The sequence below is a fragment of the Luteirhabdus pelagi genome, assembly GCF_016827595.1.
In the GTDB taxonomy this organism is placed as follows: domain Bacteria; phylum Bacteroidota; class Bacteroidia; order Flavobacteriales; family Flavobacteriaceae; genus Luteirhabdus; species Luteirhabdus pelagi.
This window is the reverse complement of the sequence record NZ_JAECMS010000003.1, coordinates 236,671-258,624: the sequence shown is the minus strand read 5'-3', so window position 1 is coordinate 258,624 and position 21,954 is coordinate 236,671. Positions and strand designations below refer to the sequence as shown.

Sequence of the window (21,954 nt, the reverse complement as noted above, 5' to 3'; positions counted from 1 at the left end):
GCAAGGAATTTCTAACTGTTGCTATTATTTACAGGGAACATCCTTTGTAATACACTTATAAATTATGCGTTTTTACAATGAAGAAGAAACAAAATGAATACCAGTTTTGTTCATTTCATTATAGATTAAGAAAAGCAATGCTATGACAGGCCACAATCGCTGCTGTTTCGGTACGTAGACGCGTATTCCCCAACGTGATGGGCAAAAACCCTTTCGCTTGAGCTAGTTGAATTTCTTCGGAAGAAAAGTCGCCTTCGGGTCCAACCAACAACAAGACATCCGCTACCGGTGATACGATTTCCTTCAATTTTTTCTTTTCGCCCTGTTCACAATGCGCAATTCCTTTTACTGAAGCATTAAGATCTTGATTTAAGAAATCCTTAAATGACATAGTAGGGTGCAGGGTCGGTAAATATGCTTTTAGCGATTGTTTCATGGCACTGACCAATATTCGTTCGTAGCGATCGGGTTTCACATTGGTGCGTTCGCTATGGTCACAAAGGATTGGCGTAATTTCCGTAATGCCGATTTCAGTTGCTTTTTCCAAGAAGGTTTCGAAACGATCATTCGTTTTGGTAGGCGCCACCGCCATATGAAGTCGATAGGGTAGTGGCTCCTGCTTTTCGACCTTTTTCACCACCGCTTCACATTTCTTCTGATGGGTACTGCTCAATTCAACTTTATAAAAATGGCCCTTGCCATCGGTTACATGAAGCATATCACCAATTTGTTTGCGCAATACCTTAGCGATATGTCGACTTTCATCCTTGTCGAAAGACACCGAGGTATCGTTTGGTAAAATGGAAGGATGGTAGAAAAGATTCATGTGCTTAGGATTTTCCGAGTTCCATACGTGCTTGTGCGGTAACATCTGTCTTTGCATAAAGTTGGTTCTTGAACTTTAATTCACCCACCATAGCAATCATCGCGGCATTGTCCGTACAATATTCAAATTTAGGAATATGCGTTTTCCAGCCTTTGTTTGTTTGGGCTTGCTGCAACGCTTTGCGAATACCGCTATTGGCCGAAACACCGCCTCCGATGGCAACTTCCGTAATTCCAGTCTGTTTCACTGCGTTTTTCAACTTGTCCATCAAATAGGAAACGATGGTATGTTGAAGGCTGGCGCAGATATCTTTCATATTCTCCTGAACGAAGCTAGGATTCTGATTTGTTTCCTTTTCAACAAAATACAACACTGAAGTCTTCAGACCACTAAAACTGAAATCTAACGGCCCAACCTTGGGTTTTGGGAACTTGAACGCCTTTGGATTTCCCTCTTGAGCGTATTTATCGATTAAAGGACCCCCGGGATAGGGAAGGCCTAGAATTTTTGCCGATTTATCGAAGGCTTCACCAACAGCATCATCTAAGGTTTGACCTATGACTTCCATTTCAAAATAATCGGTCACCTTTACGATTTGCGTATGACCACCACTTATCGTCATTGCTAAAAACGGGAAATTTGGTGCTGTTTGTCCTTCGGCCTTAATAAAATGCGCCAAAATATGCGCCTGCATATGGTTAACATCGATTAAAGGGATGTCCAATCCAAATGCCAACGACTTGGCAAATGAGGTGCCTACCAATAAAGAACCCATCAGTCCCGGACCCCTCGTAAAAGCTATGGCACTTAGTTGTTTTTTATCGATATTTGCTTTGTGTAACGCCTGATGTACGACGGGGACGATATTTTGTTGATGCGCCCTTGAGGCGAGTTCGGGTACTACACCACCGTATTCCTGGTGAATTTCCTGGGTTGCGACAACATTAGAGAGTACGGTTCCGTTATGAATAACAGCAGCTGCCGTATCGTCGCAAGAGGACTCGATGCCAAGGATATAAATGTCTTTAGAATTCATAGCAAAAAAGGGCCTGATAATTGGGGGTAAAATTAAAACTTTAAGCGCGTATCAAAAAACTTCGGAACATAATCGTTCGTACGATCATTGCCCTGCTCTTGCTTATCGTACTTTTGTTCATCGTGCTTTCTATCCCGGCGGTGCAAACCTATGTAGCTAAAAAGGTCACCGATAACCTCAATGAAACCTATGGCACCCAGATATCCATAGATAAAATAGGGGTAAACTGGAAGGGCGAAGTCGATATTCGGAAAGTACTGATAAAAGACCATCGCGACGATACGCTTATTTTTTCGCAGGAATTGCAAACGAATATTCTGAACTTCAGAAACCTTATCAATGGCGATTTGGGCTTTGGCGACATTAAATTGCAGGATGCGTATCTGAATGTGATTACCTATGAGGGCGAAGAGACCGACAACCTGACGATTTTTTCGAATAAGTTCGATACCGGTCAGGAGCCTACCAAACCCTTTAGTCTTATCGGGAACGATCTTCAGATGAACAACGGCCGCGTTCGGTTTCGAAATTATAACCTTTCGGAACCAGAGGTAATCGATTTTCACGATGTGAACCTAACGGCGGAGGATTTTGAAATTCTCGGTCCCGATATCTCCGCACAGATTCAATCGCTTTCGCTCGATGGTTTCGACGGACTGAACGTTACCGATCTACAAGCCGATTTTTCGTACACTCCAGAAGCAATGGTCTTCAACGACTTGGTGTTGAAAACGGATAATTCGAATATTCAAGGAAATCTTCGCTTCGATTATGCGGAAAAGGGAATGGCAGATTTTGAAAACGATGTTACAATCACTGCTACTTTTGAAGATGCCATTGTCGCAACCAAGGATCTCAATAATTTTTATAATGAATTTGGCGACTATCAAGAAATCATATTAAGTGGAAATCTTAAGGGCACACTTAATGATTTCCAACTGGAAAATGCTGATATTTCCTTTGATAATAGTCGATTAACAGGCGACTTCACCTTTGAAAACCTTCTCGATGCTGAAAAGGACTTCCGTATCGCTTCTCCTAACCATAGCATTCGCACCGACTATTACGATTTACGACGTTTTATGCCCAGGATTCTTGGCGATGTGTTGCCAGCTGAACTAAAGCCATTGGGATCCGTTTCCTTTCAGGGGAATAGTACAATCACTTCATTTGAATTGTCTACGAATAGTATCGTCCAAACAAGCGCTGGACGAATTAAGGCAGATCTAGATCTTGGTAATATCACAGACTTCGACAATGCGTTCTATGATGGTCAATTGGTGTTGACGCAGTTTAATCTGGGGAAAATGCTAAACACTTCAAGCCTCGGAACCATAACGGCCGATGTGATGGTCGATGGAAGGGGCTTCACCCAAAAAACGGTGAGCAGTCGATTGGAAGGTACCATTTCTAGTTTCACTTTTGAAGGGTATAAGTATACTAATATCGAGGTATCAGGAACATTGAAGGATCCTGTTTTTAATGGTGAATTGAGCATAGATGACCCCAATTTAAAACTTGATTTTACAGGATTGGTCGATGTTTCGAAGGATTTCAACCAGTACGATTTTGAAGCGGATGTGGAGTATGCCGAATTAAATCAGCTGAACTTGATAAAACGGGATAGTGTTTCGGTCTTTGCGGGACGAATTCGTGTAGATATGGACGGAACGACTATCGATGACGCAGTAGGAACCATATCGTTTAATGAAACATTCTACCAGACCGCAAGTGAGGATTATTTCTTCGACGATTTTCAAATTACATCCACTTTTGAAGGCGATGTTCGTACCATTGAAATCAATTCTCCTGATATTATTACGGGTGAAATAAGGGGTGAATTCCTAATTCGCGATATTCCCTACCTTTTTCAAAATGGAATCGGTTCTATTTATGCAAATTATATTCCTCAAGAAGTCACAACCGATCAATACATCGATTATGAATTCGAAGTATATAACAAGATCGTAGATGTATTTGTACCGCAATTGAAGCTTGGGGAAAATACGCGTGTAAAAGGATCCGTTTCTTCCGATCAATCAAAATTCCAACTAAATTTCAGGTCGCCGGAGCTATTGTTGTACGATAATTATTTAGGTAAAGTAAACATTCAGATAGATAACGATAACCCTCTGTACAACACCTATATAAATATAGACTCGGTATATACGGGTTTCTATAACCTTAAGGATGTGAATGTTATCAATAAGACATTAAACGATACCTTATACGTTCGATCTGAATTTGCAGGAGGTGAAGAAAAAAATGATGTGTATAATCTATCCCTGTATCACACCATCAATCCGGAGGGGAAATCTGTAGTGGGCTTCAAAAAATCCGATATTCTGTATAAGGATAATACGTGGTACATCAATGAAGAAAACAACAATTTGAACAAAGTGGTTTTCGATGATAACTTTAAAACCATTCGTATAGATTCTCTGGTGTTGAATCATAATGAAGAATTTATCCGTTTAGCAGGGGAATTACGAGATTCTACCTATAAAGATTTAAGGCTTCGCTTCACCGATGTAAATATTGGGAATATCACTCCCGAAGTGGATAGTCTTCGTTTATATGGAAATATGAATGGAAGCCTCGATTTCCTTCAGAAGAATGGTGCTTATTACCCCAATTCAGAAATTACTATTGATGACATCGTAATCAATGATATCGAATTTGGCGATTTAGATCTTAAAGTGAAGGGGAATGAAGACCTTTCCGCCTATTCAATAAATACCGAATTGGTAAAGGAAGGAGTGACCTCCATTTCGGCCGTAGGCGGAATCGATGTTGCTCCCCAAAACCCAACAATCGATTTAGGAGTTCGGCTAAATGAATTCAACCTTCAGGCACTTAGTCCCTTCGGAGGTGAAGTAATCACCAACATTAGAGGATTGATAAGTGGTAGGGCCGATGTTACGGGTAATTATAAATCGCCCGACATCGATGGCTCCTTTCAAATGGAAAAGGCTGGACTTACAGTTCCTTATTTAAATGTAGATTATCTGCTGGAGGATGGGACTACCTTAAGGGCCAATAAAAATAGCCTCGCTATTGAATCGACCAAAATTACCGATACTAAATATGATACCGAAGGTACTTTCTCTGGAACGGCATACCATCAAAACTTTCAGGATTGGCGTCTCGACCTCGATATAGGGTCGGATTATCTTTTGGTATTGGACACACCTCCCGAAGAGGATGCGCTCTATTATGGAACCGGTTTCATCGACGGAACCGCGGAAATTGATGGTCCTGTAGATGAGCTTGTCATTGATGTAATTGCGACCACTGCAGAGAATACCAATTTTAAGATTCCATTAAGCGATGTAGCCTCGATTGGAGACGATTCCTTCATCTACTTTTTGTCACCCCAAGAAAAAGAAGCTCGTATAAGTGGTGAGGTGGTGCAAACCGAAGATGTAAAAGGCCTTACCCTTAATTTTGAATTGGACATTACGGAAGATGCCGAAGTAGAGGTGGTAGTAGACCAAGAGAATAATTCAACCCTCACAGGAAGTGGGGTGGGGACCTTATTAATTGAAATCAATACCTTAGGAAAGTTTAAGATGTGGGGTGACTTCCTTGTAATTGAAGGGATTTTCGATTTCCGGTATGGTGGTTTCATTCAAAAAAATATTGGTGTGGTTCCTGGTGGAAGTATCAACTGGGATGGAAATCCAGCTCGGGCGCAATTAGATCTTACTGCGAAATATCAAACCCAGGCAAACCCCTCTATTTTGCTAGACAACCCAACCTTTAACCGCCAAATTCCGGTTGAGGTTTTGGTGGACCTTACAGGAGAATTGATTCAGCCGAACATAAATTTTCGTATCGACTTCCCAAGGGTGAGTTCCATTGTAAAAAGTGAATTGGAATACAAGCTTCAGAATCAAGACCAACGCGAACGGCAAGCCTTGTTTCTAATTGCTTCTGGCGACTTTATCAGTGACACTTACGCTGGGGCCGATGCTTTTGCAACTGGTACGTTGGTGGAACGGGTGTCGGGTCTCGTAAATGAACTTTTTGCTAGCGAAGATTCAAAATTTGCCGTAGGACTTGATTATCAGACTGGAATTAGAACGCCTAATCAGGAAACGGCAGACCGGTTCGGCGTTACACTTTCAACCCGGATCAATGAGCGAATCTTAATCAATGGTAAAGTAGGTGTTCCAGTAGGCGGCGTGAGTGAAACCGCTGTTGCGGGAGATATTGAAGTACAGTGGTTGGTGAACGAAGACGGAAGCTTACGGATGAAGTTCTTCAATCGTCAAGCAGACATTCAATTCATCGGTGAAGACCAGATTTTTGAACAAGGCGCCGGAATTTCATATTCGGTCGATTTCGATACTTTTAAAGAATTGGTCGATAAGCTATTTGGTACGAAAATATCCTTGGAAAGTGAAGCCGATCCTGTTTCGCCAACTGACAATGAAAACACTCCGGTCGATTTCAATTCGGAGGCGTTACGAGAAGAAAATTAAGCTTATAACGAAGCGATCATCGAGATTTCAACGTTCACAAACTTCGGTAAATTGGCGACTTCCACGGTTTCTCTTGCAGGTGCTTCTTCATCATTAAAATACGACCCGTACACTTCATTGATACTGGCAAAATTATTCATATCGCTTACGAAGATGCTACTCTTAATAACATGGCTAAAGTCCATATGGGCCGCTGCCAAAACAGCCTTTAAGTTTTCCATTACGAGTTTTGTCTCGTGCTGGATATCGCCAAGTTCCAATTCGCCAGTTTCAGGATTTATCGCAATCTGCCCAGAAGTGTAAAGCATATCGCCAAGTTGTACGGCTTGATTATACGGTCCTATCGGTGCTGGGGCATTGGGAGTATGAATAATCTTTTTCATGATATAAATATTGTATTGTGAAACATTATAGTTGTTGATCCGGTTCGCGTCGCTTATCGTATTTGATATCGCTAAGAACGGAAGATTTAATTCCGATAAAGAAATACCAAGAAGTGTTAATACTGCCTATAGGTGTCCAGTTGAAACTCATTTGCCAACTTTCTAAATCGCGTTGAAACCGGAACTGTGTTAAGGTAACGCCTTTATTCTTAAAGTCATATCCAGAGGAAACACCTACTTTCCAGCGCGGTGAAAGCTCCAGATTACTACTAAACATCAAGGATTGTGAAGAAATTTCATCTTCGCGCCTATTGTTCGAGTACGTAATAGTATAGGCTAAGCGCAAGTCCCATGGAATATCGAAGTTATACCAATCGCTATTGGTAACCGACTCGGTATCATCATCTTCATCATAAATAGCACCGCTGTTTATATTGGTTGTCTCGCCGAAAAGATCATCGGGCCGTCCACCGTTTCGAAAAGTCTCATCATCAAGCCGATTGGTGGTTTCCTCTTCTCCTTCAAAATCCCTGCTCGAGAAGGAATAGTTAATACTAACATTCGCGCCTGTTAAACGAAACAAACTCCCGCCATTGTTGATGTTGAATTCATCAATTCGCTGATTGCTGTTATTCAATGCATATGGGTCCAAACGACCATTGAAGTTAAAATCCAGTTTCTCTACAATTGGAATACTACCGGTAAAATTAAGCGGGCTCCATTGAAGCGAATCCCCAGCAAGGTTATAAGAGGTGGAGAAATTCAAGTTATTTAGTAGTTTCACTTTCTTTGGTTCAGTAGCAGTAGTATCGCGATCGCGAACCTTGGCCTCTAGTGTATTGCTAAGTGCCATCCCGATGCTGCTGGAATAATTCTGTCCGGGCGCCCCATATAGTGTATTCTGGAAACGGGAATAGGTGATGATGTCCTCATCTACAGCTGGATCTGCCGTATTGGGAACGCGATATTCATCGTAGAACTGATCAAACCCAGGATTTACATTATAACTTATGGAGGGTCGTACGACGTGCCGTAATGCTTGAATTTTTTTGTCTTCACCAAAATTGAAGGTTCCATAAATCGTTGTCCCCAAACTAGTGGAAAAATTATACGTGGCATAGCGATCGAAACCGTTTATGGTGTCGATTACTTCACCCCCTAACCCTTCGTTGATGTTGGGGTCGTAGCGCCGTTCAAAAGTACGGGCCGTCCATGTTTCCTGAAGTCGGGTATTGGCGGAAGCACTGATGTAGTTCAGGATTTTGAAATTCGTATTAATAGGAATAGTATGTCGTGCGCCAATTTGGGCATTATCGAACATTTCGGACTTAAAGAATAATGAATCGACTGTTTGAATACGATTCTCGGCGGCTACATCATATTGGAAGTTGATATTTTGAATGATTCCCTTTTTCGCTCCGTTGGCAGGAGCAAACGGATAAATCCTTGAAACGCTTCCGTTGAAATTGGGCAGCGACATATTGATGGTCTGTGTGTTGGTGTTTTGGGAATGGGTGGCAGCAACTGAGAGATTAACCTGCGGCTCACCTTCAAAAGTCTTGGAATAGGAAACCGATGAGCTCAGGGTGTTCACCAAGGCACTTGCATTATTGGTTTGGTTAATCGACTGTTGGTAATAGCGGCTACTACCTAAGTTAACCGAGGCTGAAAAGCGAGAACTCGGACTCGCCTTTTGATCCTGGGTGTGGTTCCACCGCAAGTTATACACCGAACTTTGACTGAATTCTGGGAACCCTCTTTCACTATTGATTAGGTTTTCATACCTGAAACTTAAATTTCCCCGAAATTTATAGCGAAGCGCATAGGATGATTCTACTCTAAACCCATAACTACCATTTGTGTAATAATCGCCTAAGACGGTTAAATCCACATAATCGCTTAAAGCAAAATAATATCCTCCATTCTGAAAGAAAAATCCACGTCTGTTTTGTTCACCGATGGTAGGGATTATAAACCCTGACGTTCGGTCTTCCGTAAGCGGAAAATAGGCAAAAGGTAATCCGATGGGCGTCGGTACATCTGCGATATACATATTGGTAAGCCCTGTCACAATTTTTTTCTTCGGTACAAATTTGGCCTTTCGTGTATAAAAGTAATACTCGGGATCATCGATATTTTTTGAAGTGGTAAACTTCACATTCCGTAAGAAGACAACGGAATCGTTCACTTTTTTGGTCACCTCTGCAATAACGTTGAAATTATTCTGATTGGTTCTAGAGTTGTATACCAATGCCTTTTCGGAATCGAAATTGAAACGGATACTATCCGGACGAACCTCATTGGCCGCTTGTACAAAAATTGGTTTCTGTGTATATGTTCCGGCGCTATCGATCCCCTTCGCGTAGACTTCATTTTTATTATAATCCAAGATGATGAGTCCAGCGTCAATTCGCATATCGCCATAAATAACGTAGGCTTTGTTATACATGTAAACCTTCTTTGCCTCACGGTCGATATAGACGTAATCTTCACCGTAATAGTCTACCACATCAGTCAACATTTCTTTTTTTGGCTGAATGCTATCGTTCTTTATCGAATCCTGAACGGCAATATTCACGATGGGTTCCTCTTCTGAAGGAATAGAATCTTGTTCCTCGGCTGGTAAGTCAGGTTGATTTTTGGGTGGAATGTCCTGTGCGTGCAATGTTACGCTGCCCCAAAGCAGGACCGTACAGAAAAAAAGTATGCGGTGGATGGCAGTTTGCAATGCTTTTAGGCTATTTTGAAGCATGAATATCCGTGTTATAAAACAGACGTAAATTTTGGGACGGTGTCACACGAATTTCATTTAAATTTTTTCAACTTTGCTGTATCTTTCAGTCCAACTACGAACCGTTCTTGGCTTGGTTTTTGAAACCCCAAAATTAAGCATATTTTTCGGGCTGTAATTTTTTAGACTGAATTTTTGAAATAACGAATACTTCAAAACGTTACCATTTATATGAAACGAACTGGGCTTCACCTCTTCACCTTTTCAATTTTACTACTATTGGTAGGTTTCGTTGCCGTTGCCAACCACAATAACGATACCAGAAAACCTTTTGTTGTGGTGTTGGATGCAGGACATGGCGGACATGACTCTGGAAACCGCGGTAACGGCTACGAAGAAGCAGAGATAGCACTTAGTATCGTGTTGAAAGTCGGAGCTATTTTAGAGAAGAATCCCGATATTCAAGTAATCTATACACGAAATGACGACACCTTCGTGACGTTGCGCGGACGAGCAGCTATCGCTAACCAGGCCGATGCCGACCTTTTCGTTTCGGTGCATTGCAATGCCCATAGCAGTGCGGCATATGGTACCGAAACATTTGTTTTGGGACTTCATAAAACACAAGCAAATTTCGAGGTAGCCAAAAAAGAGAACGAGGTTATTTTTCTAGAGGAAAATTATGAAGAAAACTATGCCGGTTTCGACCCGAGTTCCCCTGAATCGCTTATCGGACTTACCTTAATGCAGGAGGAGTATTTGGATCAAAGTATACTGCTAGCAAGTTTGGTTCAGAATAACTTCACCAAAAAATTAAAACGAAAAAACCGGGATGTTAAACAGGCTGGGTTTTGGGTATTGCACAATACCTACATGCCAAGTGTATTGATTGAGACAGGATTTCTTACAAATAAAAATGAAGGATCTTATCTCAATTCTAAAAAAGGCCAAAATGAAATGGCCGACGAGATTGCCGATGCCATTATTAGCTACAAAAACAGTTTATCCATTGCTACTCCTAAAGCGCAGGAGCCAAAGATGGAAGAGGAAGAGATAGATGAAGCCATAGCAACCGTTGAGGAGAAAATCTATCCTGATGTAACGTTTCGAGTACAGTTAGCCGCTAGTGGGAAAAAGATTAAGGAGAAGCCCGAAAACTTTAAGGGATTGAAAGATGTAACGCGAGAGAAAGAAGGGGAATTGTATAAATACTATTACGGGAGCACATCCGATTATAACAAAATTCAATTAATGCAAACCTTTGCACGAGAAAAGGGGTATGCCTCTTGCTATATCGTTGCGTTTAAGGATGGAAAGAAACTGAAACCATCTCAAGTGTTAAAATCGGAAGATAAGTAAGGCGGTTTTTCTATATTTATGGCTACTTTTGTTGTGTAACCAAACTCCATCATTTGAAATTATCTAGAGAAGTTAAAACCGGCATTCTTGCCATTGGTGCTATTTTGCTGTTCATTTTTGGCTACAGCTATTTAAAAGGCACCAATCTCCTTACCAATCAACGTACCTTTTATGTGAAATACCAAAATGTGGAAGGACTTGCAAAGTCAGCTCCGGTAACCATTAATGGGTTAAAGGTTGGAAAAGTGCAGAATATTGATTTTGCGAACGAAAAAGGGGGGTTGGTAGTTCAATTTACAGTCGAAAAGGATTTCGATTTTTCCAAAAGGAGTTTGGTCCGTATCTACAGTAGTGGACTTATCGGCGGAAAATCGCTAGGTGTTTTTCCTGAATATTCCCAAGGGGAAATGGCTAAATCTGGCGATACCTTGCCAGGAAGTGTAGAAAAGGGTATGATAGATGCGGTTGCCGAACGCCTTGGTCCACTCGAGGAAAAAGTACAAAATACCTTGGCTGTGGTAGATACGCTTCTTCTTAGTGTTAATGATATAATTGACGAAAAAACGCGAAACAATCTTAAGACCGCTATTTCAAATATTAGCCGAGCCTCTGGACGTTTTGAGGGAATTACAACCAATTTAGAAGGAATTACAGGTAAAACCGATCGCTTATTGGCGAATAATGAAGAGAAATTGAACCGTTCCTTTACGAATCTAGACGTTACTACCAAGAACTTCGCACGTTTATCAGACTCCCTTGCACAAATTGAAACAGGAAAAATGGTGCGAGATATTGAAGAAGTAACCGCACAATTAAATGCGATTGTGGGTAGCGTTGAAAATGGTGAAGGTAGTATCGGTAAATTGTTGAAAGACGACCAACTCTATAATAACCTGGAAGGTGCTTCGCGTCAGTTGGAGCAATTACTTCAAGACTTAAAACTGAATCCGAAACGCTACGTTCACTTTTCACTTTTCGGAAAAAAACCAAAACCGTACGAACAACCAGAAGAATAATATAGATGATGCACTATCTACCCAACATTTTATTCCTTATTGCACTTGCGGCCGGTATCGGCTATTTCACTATGAATATCAAAAAGATCATTCGAAATGTGAAACTAGGGCGCGATGTAGATGTAAGCGACCATAAGAAAGAGCGTTGGAATAATGTAGTTCGAATTGCACTAGGACAATCGAAAATGGTGGTACGTCCGATTGCAGGGATTCTGCACGTTATTGTATATGTAGGCTTTATCATTATCAATATTGAAGTGCTTGAAATAATTATCGATGGTATCTTCGGAACGCATCGAATCTTTGCCTTTTTAGGACCAGTATATGATGTGTTGATCGCTTCTTTTGAAATATTGGCGCTGTTGGTGTTTGTAAGTGTCGTTTTCTTTTGGACACGTAGAAATATTCAGCGCATCAGACGTTTTTGGGCACGTGAAATGACGTCATGGCCAAAGAATGATGCCAACTATATTCTGTATTTTGAAATGGTCTTAATGTTGCTATTCCTTACGATGAATGCAGCTGATCTACAACTTCAACAAATGGGCGCCGACCATTATGTACAGGCAGGTAGTTTTCCAGTGAGTCAATACATTGCTCCACTGTTTGATGGTATGTCGGAAGGCAGCATAATTGCAATAGAGAGGACAGCCTGGTGGCTTCATATTTTGGGAATCCTTATTTTCCTAAACTATCTATACTGGTCGAAACACCTTCATATCATACTTGCATTTCCAAATGTGTATTTAGGAAGAGTGCAGCCGAAAGGACAGTTTAAAAACCTTGAAAGCGTTAAGAAGGAAGTCGAGTTGATGATGGATCCAAATGCCGACCCATTTGCAGCTCCAGCTGAAACAGAAGAGGAAGGAGCAGAGCCTGAAAAATTCGGCGCTAGCGATGTGATGGACCTAAACCAAGTGCAGTTACTGAATGCGTATACCTGTACCGAATGTGGACGCTGTACGAGTGAATGTCCCGCGAACCAGACAGGAAAAAAGCTCTCACCACGTAAAATCATGATGGATACGCGCGACCGACTTGAGGAAGTGGGCGCAAATATCAATAAGAATGGCAAGTTCGTAGATGATGGGAAACAATTGTTAGATGATTATATCCTACGAGAGGAATTGTGGGCCTGTACAACCTGTAACGCTTGTGTCGAGGCGTGTCCAGTGAGCATTGACCCTCTGTCTATTATTATGGATATGAGGCAATATCTTGTGATGGAACAGAGTGCAGCCCCGAACGAACTGAATGTTGCTATGACCAATATCGAAAACAATGGCGCGCCATGGCCGTATAACCAAATGGACCGATTAAACTGGAAAAACGAAGCCTGATGAAAAAGGAAGAAGTTGAAAAGTTACTGCACGATAAGGTAGAAGAAGGAGCACATGTAAGTCCTGTTCTGCCCAAAGGCATCAAGAACTATTTAATTGATATCGACGGAACTATTTGCGATGATATTCCGAATGAGGAACCCGAGCGAATGGCTACCGCTAAAGTATATCCCGATGCGTTGAAAACCCTAAATAGATGGTACGAGAAAGGACATATGATTTGCTTTTTTACCTCGAGAACGGAAGACCATCGTAAAGTGACAGAGGAATGGCTAAATAAGCATGGCTTTAAATATCATTCATTACTAATGGGGAAACCAAGGGGAGGAAATTATCATTGGATTGACAATCACTTGGTGAAGGCTACACGATATAAAGGAAAATTTACCGATTTGGTCGATAAGGAAGTGACCATACAAGTTTTTAAAGATTAAAAGTATATGAACGAAACGATTCAAGTGCCTACAATGGCCGAATATATGGCGGAAGGAAAGAAACCCGAAGTGCTGTTTTGGGTGGGCTGTGCCGGAAGTTTCGACGATCGTGCAAAAAAGATAACAAAGGCATTCGTGAAATTACTTCATAATGCGGGTGTCGATTTTGCCGTATTGGGAACCGAAGAAAGCTGTACGGGCGATCCCGCGAAGCGAGCCGGAAACGAATTTCTGTTTCAAATGCAGGCCATGACCAATATCGAAGTGTTGAATGGCTATGAAATCGAAAAAATTGTGACGGCCTGTCCGCACTGTTTCAATACCATCAAAAATGAATATCCGGGATTGGGTGGAAACTATAAGGTGATGCACCACACCCAATTCTTGAAGTCGTTGTTAGAAGAAGGCAGGTTGAAGGTTGAAGGTGGAAAGTTTAAGGGAAAGAAAATTACGTTTCACGACCCTTGTTATTTAGGACGAGCGAATGGTGAATATGAAGCACCTCGTGATTTATTGCGAAAGCTTGAAGTGGAATTAGTCGAAATGAAGCGTTGCAAGTCGCGTGGACTTTGCTGCGGTGCTGGTGGAGCACAAATGTTCAAGGAGCCTGAGGAAGGGAAGAAAGATGTGAACATTGAGCGTACCGAGGAAGCATTAGGACTAAATCCTAGCGTCATTGCTGCTGCTTGCCCATTTTGTAATACCATGATGACCGATGGTGTGAAAGGAAAGGAAAAGGAAGACCAAACGGCAGTTATGGATATTGCTGAACTTATTGCGCAAGCGGAAGATCTATAAAAAGGTATAACCCTGTAGACTCACAGGGTTTTTCAATATCTTAAAATGTAAAGTGTATTTTACAAAATAAATAGTATATTTGTCATATAGTCAAATATGCTTGTTATGGGTTTAAAAGAAATATACCAATGGGATCGTCGAATGGCAGAAAAATTACGGAGGTTTCAGTTGCCGCAATCCTATCAAACGGTAGGACTAGCTATTGCTATTATTGCATTTGTGGGATTGATTGCTAGAAAGTTTATGACAACCGAACCTGACTGGATTCGGAGCTTATGCCTAAACTTAATTTTAGTGGGTTTGTTAACAATTTCATTGTCGAAGGAGAAAGTTGAAGATGAATACATCGCTATGCTACGCTCGCGCTCGTATCAGTTTGCGTTTATTATGGGAGTATTATATGTTTTAATTCAGCCATATGTCACTTATGCGGTTGAATATCTCTTCAATCCTGAAGAAGCGGAAGTTCAAATGAGTTACTTTCAGGCCATCGCATTTATGTTAATGGTGCAACTGTTGTTCTTTAAAGTATTTTTAAAAAAGTGCTCCTGATGAAGAATACCGTAAAAGTACAACGTGTCATTCTAGACCTAACACAAGAGGAATTAGCCGAAAAGATAGGAGTATCTAGGCAGACCATCAGTTCTATAGAAAAAGGCCGCTACGTTCCTTCAACCGTATTGGCCCTTAAACTTTCCAAGCTCTTCAACAAACCGATTCATGAATTTTTCAGTTTAGAGGAAGAGGATTAAACTATAGTTCATTTTCAACAATGCGAAAAGGGTAAGCTTCTTTGGCGGATTGCAGTTCAGCTTCGGTCAATTTATCTTCGGCTTTATTGAATTTCTTTGCTATATACTTCTTCCGAAGGGAAAGATATGCTGAGGTAATTTCGTTCTGAACCGTGATATAATGCTTATACGAAGCATTGGGGTGAAGTTTGATAGAAATGGATGCTTTCAAGGGAGTATCAGACAGGTCTTTATCCTGCGTTCCCGAGCAGTAGTCGCAACTGCCATCACCATTATTATCGATAAAGGTTATAAGTGAGGATTCAATCGTATCGTAGGTCGCTTTTTCATCATTCAAGGAAAGTTCGCCGGCTTCATTGATGGCGATTTCAAAAAGATTTTGTTCTTCAACCTTTACATTACAGTCACTGCCGGGTGGACAAGGTTGTGGTAAGCCGCGAACAATTCCCTTATCGTTGGATAGGGTAGTGGTTACTAAAAAGAAAATTAATAATAAAAACGCGATGTCGGCCATACTTCCGGCCTGAATGGTAGGTGCTGATCGTTTCATAATTGAATAGTTTAGTGTATTCAATTACTCACAATAAAAATGCCAATAATATATAATTGATAAATGGTCTAAAAACCTTCTTGAATGATATTAAAAATATTAAAACCAAATAATATAGCAAGTAGTAATAATGTTAGAAATGAGGGTATTGGAAGGTTTCGAACATTAATTGGTATTCTGAAAATCCCTTCTGGTTTTTTCTTGTCTTTATGGTGATGCCGATATCGGAGTAAAGCAATATTTACCATTCCAAATACTAGAAAGATAAAAATGTTACTAATAGATGCAACTACAGTTAAGTTTCCAATCAGCCCAAAAGCCATTGCCAAAACACAGATTACGATAATTGCAACGGTGGGAGCATTTCCATAGCCAGACAACGTTGTAAGCCGTTTTAACCAAGAGATAGAACTGTCGCGTGCCATATCATACAACAAACGAGAAGTTCCTAAAATATTAGTCAGAATCGTTTTGCTAGTGGCAAAAAGGGCTACCACAGCAAGAAAAGTGGCACCAATCTTTCCCCATTTCGATTGTATAACAGCCACTAATGGGCCTTCCGAAGCGGCGAGGTCTTGCCAATTTATAACGCTTACACTGCTAATGGCAATTAACACATATAAAACCAAAACAATCAAGCCACTTAATAAGATAGCCCGGGGCATATTTTTTTTGGCGTTTTTAGTTTCCTCTGCCATCTTAACCAAATCTTCGAACCCAATATAACTAAAGAATATTAATGCACTACCAGCAAGAATACTTGATAAATCGACCTTCGAATGTAGATGAAGAATATCCTCGGAGCCCCAATCTGGAATGCTTACCCCAATTATAGCGGCCAATCCAAGTAAGGTTACGATAGTGGCAAAACCATTATAGTAGGAACTGTATTTTGAACCAATGATATTAAGAAAGCCCATTAAGGAGATAATGCTAAGTATTGCAATAGTATTGGGTATCTCCCATATCTTGGATATATATTCAGCGAAACTAATTGCAATAGCTGCCGCTGCCACAATTCCCGTGAAGGCCATAAAAACTGACATCAATATGGCGGTTTTTGGTCCCATTCCTTGTTTAATATATTCATAACTTCCACCAGCATCTGGAAAACGGCTTACAAATTCGGCGTAAGTTAATCCAGTAAGTAATGCCACTGTAGCAGCAATAACAAAACTTATCCATACTAAAGGCCCACTAAGTGCAGTTGCTTGACCGATGATGGCGTATATTCCTGCCCCTACCACGCCACCTACTCCAAGTAACAAGACATCCCAAAAGCCTAGACTTTTAGTGAGTTTGCTTTTATTCATTTAGGAGAGATTGTTTAATTGGCAGCATCGTCACGTTCAAGATTTTCATTGGTTGGGCCACCTTGACTATGAAGTTTGTTTTCCTCATCTTTCAAATTGTTAGCACCACTTCCTTTTTTCGCTTGAGAGCGACCTGGTACATCCAATTTTTTTCCGGAGAAATCTACTTTTTGGGCGCGTTCGCGAAGCTGTTGATCATCGCCTCCGTCACCATGTACTTCATCCTGACCAAGAATTTCAAGATCATGTTTGGTTACGTCGCTATTATAGGATGTATCCTTGCTGTTATTTTCTTTCGTACTCATAATGATTGCTTTTGTCTTAAGATACCGTTTCAATAGGAGATTGAAGAACTATTTAACGTCGTATAAACAAACTATAACATGGCTTTTTAATTATATCGAAGAAGAGGAATAAAAAAAGCCAGCACGCTTACACGGCTGGCTTTTCATCTCCTTATAGCATTCTATAAGGCGTATCGGTTGGTTGTCATTAAGGTCGGATCATCGCAATTGGTGTTTTGTTCACGGGTAGACCAAAACATGTGTTGTCTTTGTGCAATGCTTTTGAGCCGCTTTCTAACATTTCGCTGCATTTTCATAACGGTTCGTTTTTAGTGATTGATTGATGAAGTAGTGGGGCGACGGTCGATTATCGGTATCGACGTCTAAGGTTCCATTCGTAACTCTTCGATTCTTTCGATCTAGAAGTGATTTGGTTGCTGTCTAAGGTTCTCATTTCAAAGTGGTTTAAGTGATTGATTGATGAATTAAGTAGTGAGGCGATGGTCAATTATCGGTATCGACGTCTAAGGTTCCATTCGTAGCTTTTCGATTCTTTTGTTCTCGAAGTAAGTTGATTGCTGTCTAGCGTTCTCATAATAATTGGTTTTAAAGGTTTGATTTCGTGTTGTGTATAAATGACGTTCAACTTCCTTTTTTGTTACAGTACTTTGTATTGCAAGGTAGTAATTTAACATATTTTTAACAAAAAATAGTGTTTTTGATTGAATTTGTATTTCCCACTTCACCATAATATAATCTTTAAAAGATAGAATTTAGACAGCCATAAATTTGGGGTAACCTTGCAGTCATCTCGCCATTTTACTTTCGGAAGTAAAAGAAATTGAAATGGGAAAGGATATCTTTGCTATGGTATGCGCTATACTTTTAGCCATTCAACCACAGCCTATGCATAACAAACCACTTGTCTGTGCCCACCGTGGATATTCCAGTATTGCACCGGAAAATACGCTCGTTTCAATAGAGAAGGCTATCCAGAGTGGGGCCGACTATGTAGAATTTGATGTTCGCTATACGAAAGATGGAAAGGTGGTGCTACTTCATGATAGTACTTTGGATAGAACCACTAATGTAATTGGAAAACTTTCAGAGTATGCCTATTCAGAATTAAAAGATGTTTCGGCAGGTTATGCTAACCAATTTGGAGATACTTATAGTAAAGTATCAATTCCGACACTTTCTCAAGCACTTCAATTGTGCAAGGATCGTATTTATGTAGAAATTGAAATCAAGGAAAGCAATATGGCTTCCAGCGTATTTGAAATCGTTCAACAAGAAGCGATGATCGATGGAGTAGTGATCATCTCCTTCAACTATAATGAACTTCTAGAAATGCGAAAACTATCGTCAAGCATTCGTCTCAAGTATTTGGTTGGAGAGGATTGGTCGGAAGAAGCATTGCTAAAAGCAAAAGCGTTAGGAAGTGATATATTGGGTATCGATGGCATTCCAAATTTTAGTCAACAGCAATGGGCCAAAAAACATCAAATCGGCCTCTTTCCCTACACCCTAAATAGCAGTTGGCAATTAAAAACCGCACAGCGTTTAGGGCTATCTGGAGTTACCACCGATGTACCCGAAAAAGCAATGCAACTGTTTCGTTAAGAGTGGTTGAGACCAAGGCTTCGATTATCCCAAATCTATTCGCTGAAATTTTCAAAAACCCTTAAAAGGTGTTATTTTTGCATCCTTGTTTCAAAACCCCGCTATGGCGAAAAGTGAGAGCTCCCAAATATTAACTGAAAAGAAAACCGATAAGGATTTATATAACTATCAGCATGGTGCTATCGAAAAGATCTTCAAGAGTTTTGAAGAGAAACCCGACGATTATCACCTGCTATACCAACTTCCAACAGGAGGTGGGAAAACGGTTATTTTTTCCGAGATCGTTCGGCAGTATCTAAGAACACGAAATAAAAAGGTATTGGTCATGACGCATCGTATCGAATTATGCCGTCAGACCTCTGCTATGCTCACTGAATTTGGTGTTATTAACAAGGTTATCAATAGTACGGCAAATCTTGACGACCAAGATGAGTATAGTTGCTTCGTGGCAATGGTGGAAACGCTTAACAACCGCCTTCGGGATAATATGTTGGACATATCCGATATTGGTTTGGTCATTATTGATGAGGCACACTATAATTCCTTTACCAAGCTTTTTAAGTACTTCGATGAATCTTTTATCCTAGGGGTAACCGCAACACCGTTGAGTTCGAATATAGAACTTCCTATGAACGATCGTTATGATGAATTGATTGTTGGTGAAAGTATTCCAGACCTTATCGATAATGAATTCTTAGCACGTGCAGTAAATTACTCTTATAACGTTGGGTTGAGTTCCTTAGTTATCGGTTCGAATGGTGATTATACCGTTCAGTCGAGCGACGATTTGTATACGGGAACCGATATGCTGAGCCGTTTGCTTCAGGCGTATGAAGAACGAAGCAAAGGGAAAAAGACGCTAATCTTCAACAATGGTATCAATACTTCCCTATATGTGTACGATACCTTCAAAAGGGCGGGCTATCCGATCATGCATTTGGATAATACGGCCAGTAAAAAGGAGCGAAAGACGATTTTGAAATGGTTCCGCGATACACCCGATGCCATCTTAACCTCCGTAAGTATCTTGACTACTGGTTTTGATGAGCCTTCGGTTGAAACGATTATTTTGAATCGTGCTACGCGTTCATTGACCTTATATTATCAAATGATTGGTCGTGGATCTAGGATTACCAATAATAAATCGACTTTTAATGTAATCGATTTAGGAAATAACTTTTATCGCTTTGGTGCTTGGGGTGAAGAGTTGGACTGGCAACGTATTTTTCAGTATCCGAAACATTTTATGGATAATCTGCTGGACGACGAAGAGATTGAAGGTAACTTCAAGTATGAAATGCCGGAGGAGCTTCGCGAACAATTCAGCAATAGTGAAGAAGTATATTTTGATGTAAAGAAAGCGTATACGGAGTGTGTGAAAAATGGCGAGAGTTCAAAAATGATCTTAGAGCGAAGTATCGAGCAACATGCCACCATCTGTATTGAAAACAGTGAAGATGAATTCGATGCTTTGATATTGGCAAAAGAATTAGGCGATGATATCGACCATCGTATTGAACGGTACACAAAGTGCATCAGTAAAAGCACCCATAACTTTGTAAAATGGCTGAAAGAGGATTATCGAAAAAAATTGCGAAGCTTTATTCGTGAAAATTTCGATGCTATGTTTGAAAAAATCCACGGGCATCCTCCGATTGAGGAAGAATAGCTTCATCGGAATACTAAACTGTTGAAACGAGCGTTAATTTTACCCCAAATAACTACTGCTATTGGCAGCATTTTTGTAGCTTATGGTAACTATGAAAAAGAAAGAAAGAGGTACAGGCGAGAATATTAAGCGCCTTCATAAATATTATTCACTAACAGGATTTTATTCCTTTGTGGGGAATAGCTTAAAAAAAGCGCTTCCCCCAATCATTCTATTTATCGCAGCCTTATTTGTAGTCGATTATTTCTTTTTCGACTTTAGTGAATTCTTTTCGCATGTTACGACCACGTATCCACCGGTAAGCATCTTGTTGGTGTTTTTTGCCAGTGAGGCAGTGCTGGGATTGATACCACCAGAAATATTTATTGCTTGGTCTAATAAAACGGCAGCGCCGGTCATTTATCTTTCTTTATTAGCCTTGCTTTCTTATTTGGGTGGGATCGTAAGTTATTTTATCGGAAAATGGATTTTGAATATTCCTTCTGTCTTCAATTATATGGAAGGTAGAATGAAGAAACATTTAAAAAACATTCAACGATGGGGAGGTTTCTTGATCATTGTAGGAGCCTTGCTTCCCATACCGTTTTCAATGACAAGTATGGCAGCGGGAACTATCAACTATCGTTTCCGGAATTATTTGCTTTTTGGATTGCTGCGCTTCGCCAGATTTGCCATTTATGGCGTTGCCATTTTCAGCATCATGTAGATTAATCATCGCATGGCAAAGGCTCATTGGCAATTGGATACTGCCAGTTCTTCTGATAGCCATAATGCCACCACTCTGTCCGTATGGTTTGAAATCCATGCTTTCGCATTCCCTCAATTAACAAAGCACGATTATCGAGTATTTCCTGTGAAAAATTTCGATTATCAATATGCGCTTCTCTTCCGAAATAATCGTAATCGGTTCCCATTTCAACATAACAACCCTCCAGTGTCTCCAAGGTTATGTCAACAGCAGCCCCACGGTTATGAACCGATCCACCATCGTATGGATTCGCAACATAGGTCGCTCTAGGAACCTTTTCCCACATCGCTTTTTGCACATCATACGGTCTGTAGCAATCAAAAATTTTGATACGATATCCCTTTTCGCAGAAATAGGCGTTTGCTTTTTGAAAGGCTTCCGCTACTTCCGGACGAAGCATGCAGATAGCACAATCGTATAAAATTTCTCCAACGAAATTATCAGTCGTGGCATATCGAATGTCATATGCGAAAGGAGGATTGGCATCTTTGATTATCGTAAATTCTTGCGCATTTCCTTCATGTAAGAAGGGATTTAGCAAACAGAGAAGAAGTAGGGAAATTCCGATTTGATACATGTCTAAATTTAATAGTTTTTTAGCAGGG

General features: G+C 40.5%; 19 protein-coding genes. 11 read left to right on the top strand and 8 right to left on the bottom strand.

The genetic code is table 11. The features are described 5' to 3' along the window. Positions 1-118: 118 nt before the first annotated feature. Together I4Q58_RS10415 and tsaD are read right to left on the bottom strand one after the other, a co-directional pair. Positions 119-826 (bottom strand): 16S rRNA (uracil(1498)-N(3))-methyltransferase, encoded by a 708-nt coding sequence (locus I4Q58_RS10415; RefSeq protein WP_203295808.1) that lies wholly within the window; start codon positions 824-826, stop codon positions 119-121. A gap of 4 nt (positions 827-830) precedes the next feature. Next, positions 831-1,862: a tRNA (adenosine(37)-N6)-threonylcarbamoyltransferase complex transferase subunit TsaD gene (gene tsaD, locus I4Q58_RS10410; RefSeq protein WP_203295807.1), complete on the bottom strand. Its 1,032-nt coding sequence runs from the start codon at positions 1,860-1,862 to the stop codon at positions 831-833. 98 nt (positions 1,863-1,960) lie between these two features. Here tsaD and I4Q58_RS10405 point away from each other — a divergent pair, with 98 nt between their 5' ends. Further along, entirely contained in the window at positions 1,961-6,349 is a 4,389-nt protein-coding gene (locus I4Q58_RS10405) for a translocation/assembly module TamB domain-containing protein (protein ID WP_203295806.1), read from the top strand. Positions 6,350-6,351: 2 nt separating this feature from the next. On the opposite strand, the gene I4Q58_RS10400 is transcribed toward I4Q58_RS10405, so the two are convergent. Continuing rightward, positions 6,352-6,732 carry a RidA family protein gene (locus I4Q58_RS10400; protein WP_203295805.1) on the bottom strand — a complete coding sequence of 127 codons (381 nt, stop codon included), beginning with the start codon at positions 6,730-6,732 and terminating at the stop codon, positions 6,352-6,354. 25 nt (positions 6,733-6,757) lie between these two features. Continuing rightward, complete coding sequence (locus I4Q58_RS10395; protein ID WP_203295804.1) at positions 6,758-9,484, bottom strand: putative LPS assembly protein LptD; 2,727 nt, start codon at positions 9,482-9,484, stop codon at positions 6,758-6,760. 210 nt (positions 9,485-9,694) lie between these two features. On the opposite strand from I4Q58_RS10395, the gene I4Q58_RS10390 reads away from it, so the two are divergent. The 7 genes from I4Q58_RS10390 (at position 9,695) to I4Q58_RS10360 (ending at position 15,162) form a co-directional block, all read left to right on the top strand. Further along, positions 9,695-10,822: an N-acetylmuramoyl-L-alanine amidase family protein gene (locus I4Q58_RS10390; RefSeq protein ID WP_203295803.1), complete on the top strand. Its 1,128-nt coding sequence runs from the start codon at positions 9,695-9,697 to the stop codon at positions 10,820-10,822. Between the two features lie 53 nt (positions 10,823-10,875). Further along, positions 10,876-11,838, top strand: a complete 963-nt coding sequence (locus tag I4Q58_RS10385) for an MlaD family protein (protein ID WP_203295802.1) — start codon at positions 10,876-10,878, stop codon at positions 11,836-11,838. Between the two features lie 8 nt (positions 11,839-11,846). Continuing rightward, positions 11,847-13,178: a (Fe-S)-binding protein gene (locus tag I4Q58_RS10380; protein ID WP_203295909.1), complete on the top strand. Its 1,332-nt coding sequence runs from the start codon at positions 11,847-11,849 to the stop codon at positions 13,176-13,178. After that, positions 13,178-13,612 carry an LNS2 domain-containing protein gene (locus I4Q58_RS10375; protein WP_203295801.1) on the top strand — a complete coding sequence of 145 codons (435 nt, stop codon included), beginning with the start codon at positions 13,178-13,180 and terminating at the stop codon, positions 13,610-13,612. The genes I4Q58_RS10380 and I4Q58_RS10375 overlap by 1 nt, the downstream gene beginning before the upstream one ends. 6 nt (positions 13,613-13,618) lie before the next feature. Further along, positions 13,619-14,410, top strand: coding sequence for a (Fe-S)-binding protein (locus I4Q58_RS10370; protein WP_203295800.1), 792 nt, complete (start codon positions 13,619-13,621; stop codon positions 14,408-14,410). 105 nt (positions 14,411-14,515) lie between these two features. Continuing rightward, positions 14,516-14,962 (top strand): hypothetical protein, encoded by a 447-nt coding sequence (locus I4Q58_RS10365; protein ID WP_203295799.1) that lies wholly within the window; start codon positions 14,516-14,518, stop codon positions 14,960-14,962. Next, a complete protein-coding gene (locus tag I4Q58_RS10360; RefSeq protein WP_203295798.1) occupies positions 14,962-15,162 on the top strand; it encodes a helix-turn-helix transcriptional regulator in 201 nt (66 codons plus the stop codon). The genes I4Q58_RS10365 and I4Q58_RS10360 overlap by 1 nt, the downstream gene beginning before the upstream one ends. A 1-nt stretch (position 15,163) precedes the next feature. On the opposite strand, the gene I4Q58_RS10355 is transcribed toward I4Q58_RS10360, so the two are convergent. The 3 genes from I4Q58_RS10355 to I4Q58_RS10345 form a co-directional block, all read right to left on the bottom strand. Further along, complete coding sequence (locus I4Q58_RS10355) at positions 15,164-15,712, bottom strand: ExbD/TolR family protein (RefSeq protein WP_236002890.1); 549 nt, start codon at positions 15,710-15,712, stop codon at positions 15,164-15,166. Between the two features lie 68 nt (positions 15,713-15,780). Then, on the bottom strand, positions 15,781-17,025 hold the full coding sequence (locus I4Q58_RS10350) for an APC family permease (protein WP_203295797.1): 1,245 nt from the start codon (positions 17,023-17,025) through the stop codon (positions 15,781-15,783). A 14-nt stretch (positions 17,026-17,039) separates the two neighbouring features. Beyond that, the gene (locus I4Q58_RS10345) at positions 17,040-17,330 is read right to left on the bottom strand and encodes a hypothetical protein (RefSeq protein WP_203295796.1); all 291 of its coding nucleotides are present in this window, start codon (positions 17,328-17,330) and stop codon (positions 17,040-17,042) included. 825 nt (positions 17,331-18,155) lie between these two features. On the opposite strand from I4Q58_RS10345, the gene I4Q58_RS10340 reads away from it, so the two are divergent. From I4Q58_RS10340 to I4Q58_RS10330, 3 genes are all read left to right on the top strand, one after another. Next, positions 18,156-18,932, top strand: a complete 777-nt coding sequence (locus I4Q58_RS10340; protein ID WP_203295795.1) for a glycerophosphodiester phosphodiesterase — start codon at positions 18,156-18,158, stop codon at positions 18,930-18,932. A gap of 103 nt (positions 18,933-19,035) precedes the next feature. Next, positions 19,036-20,601: a DEAD/DEAH box helicase gene (locus tag I4Q58_RS10335; RefSeq protein WP_203295794.1), complete on the top strand. Its 1,566-nt coding sequence runs from the start codon at positions 19,036-19,038 to the stop codon at positions 20,599-20,601. A 91-nt stretch (positions 20,602-20,692) separates the two neighbouring features. Beyond that, the gene (locus I4Q58_RS10330; RefSeq protein WP_203295793.1) at positions 20,693-21,307 is read left to right on the top strand and encodes a YqaA family protein; all 615 of its coding nucleotides are present in this window, start codon (positions 20,693-20,695) and stop codon (positions 21,305-21,307) included. Between the two features lies 1 nt (position 21,308). On the opposite strand, the gene I4Q58_RS10325 is transcribed toward I4Q58_RS10330, so the two are convergent. Beyond that, a complete protein-coding gene (locus tag I4Q58_RS10325) occupies positions 21,309-21,926 on the bottom strand; it encodes a M15 family metallopeptidase (RefSeq protein ID WP_203295792.1) in 618 nt (205 codons plus the stop codon). Positions 21,927-21,954: the final 28 nt, after the last annotated feature.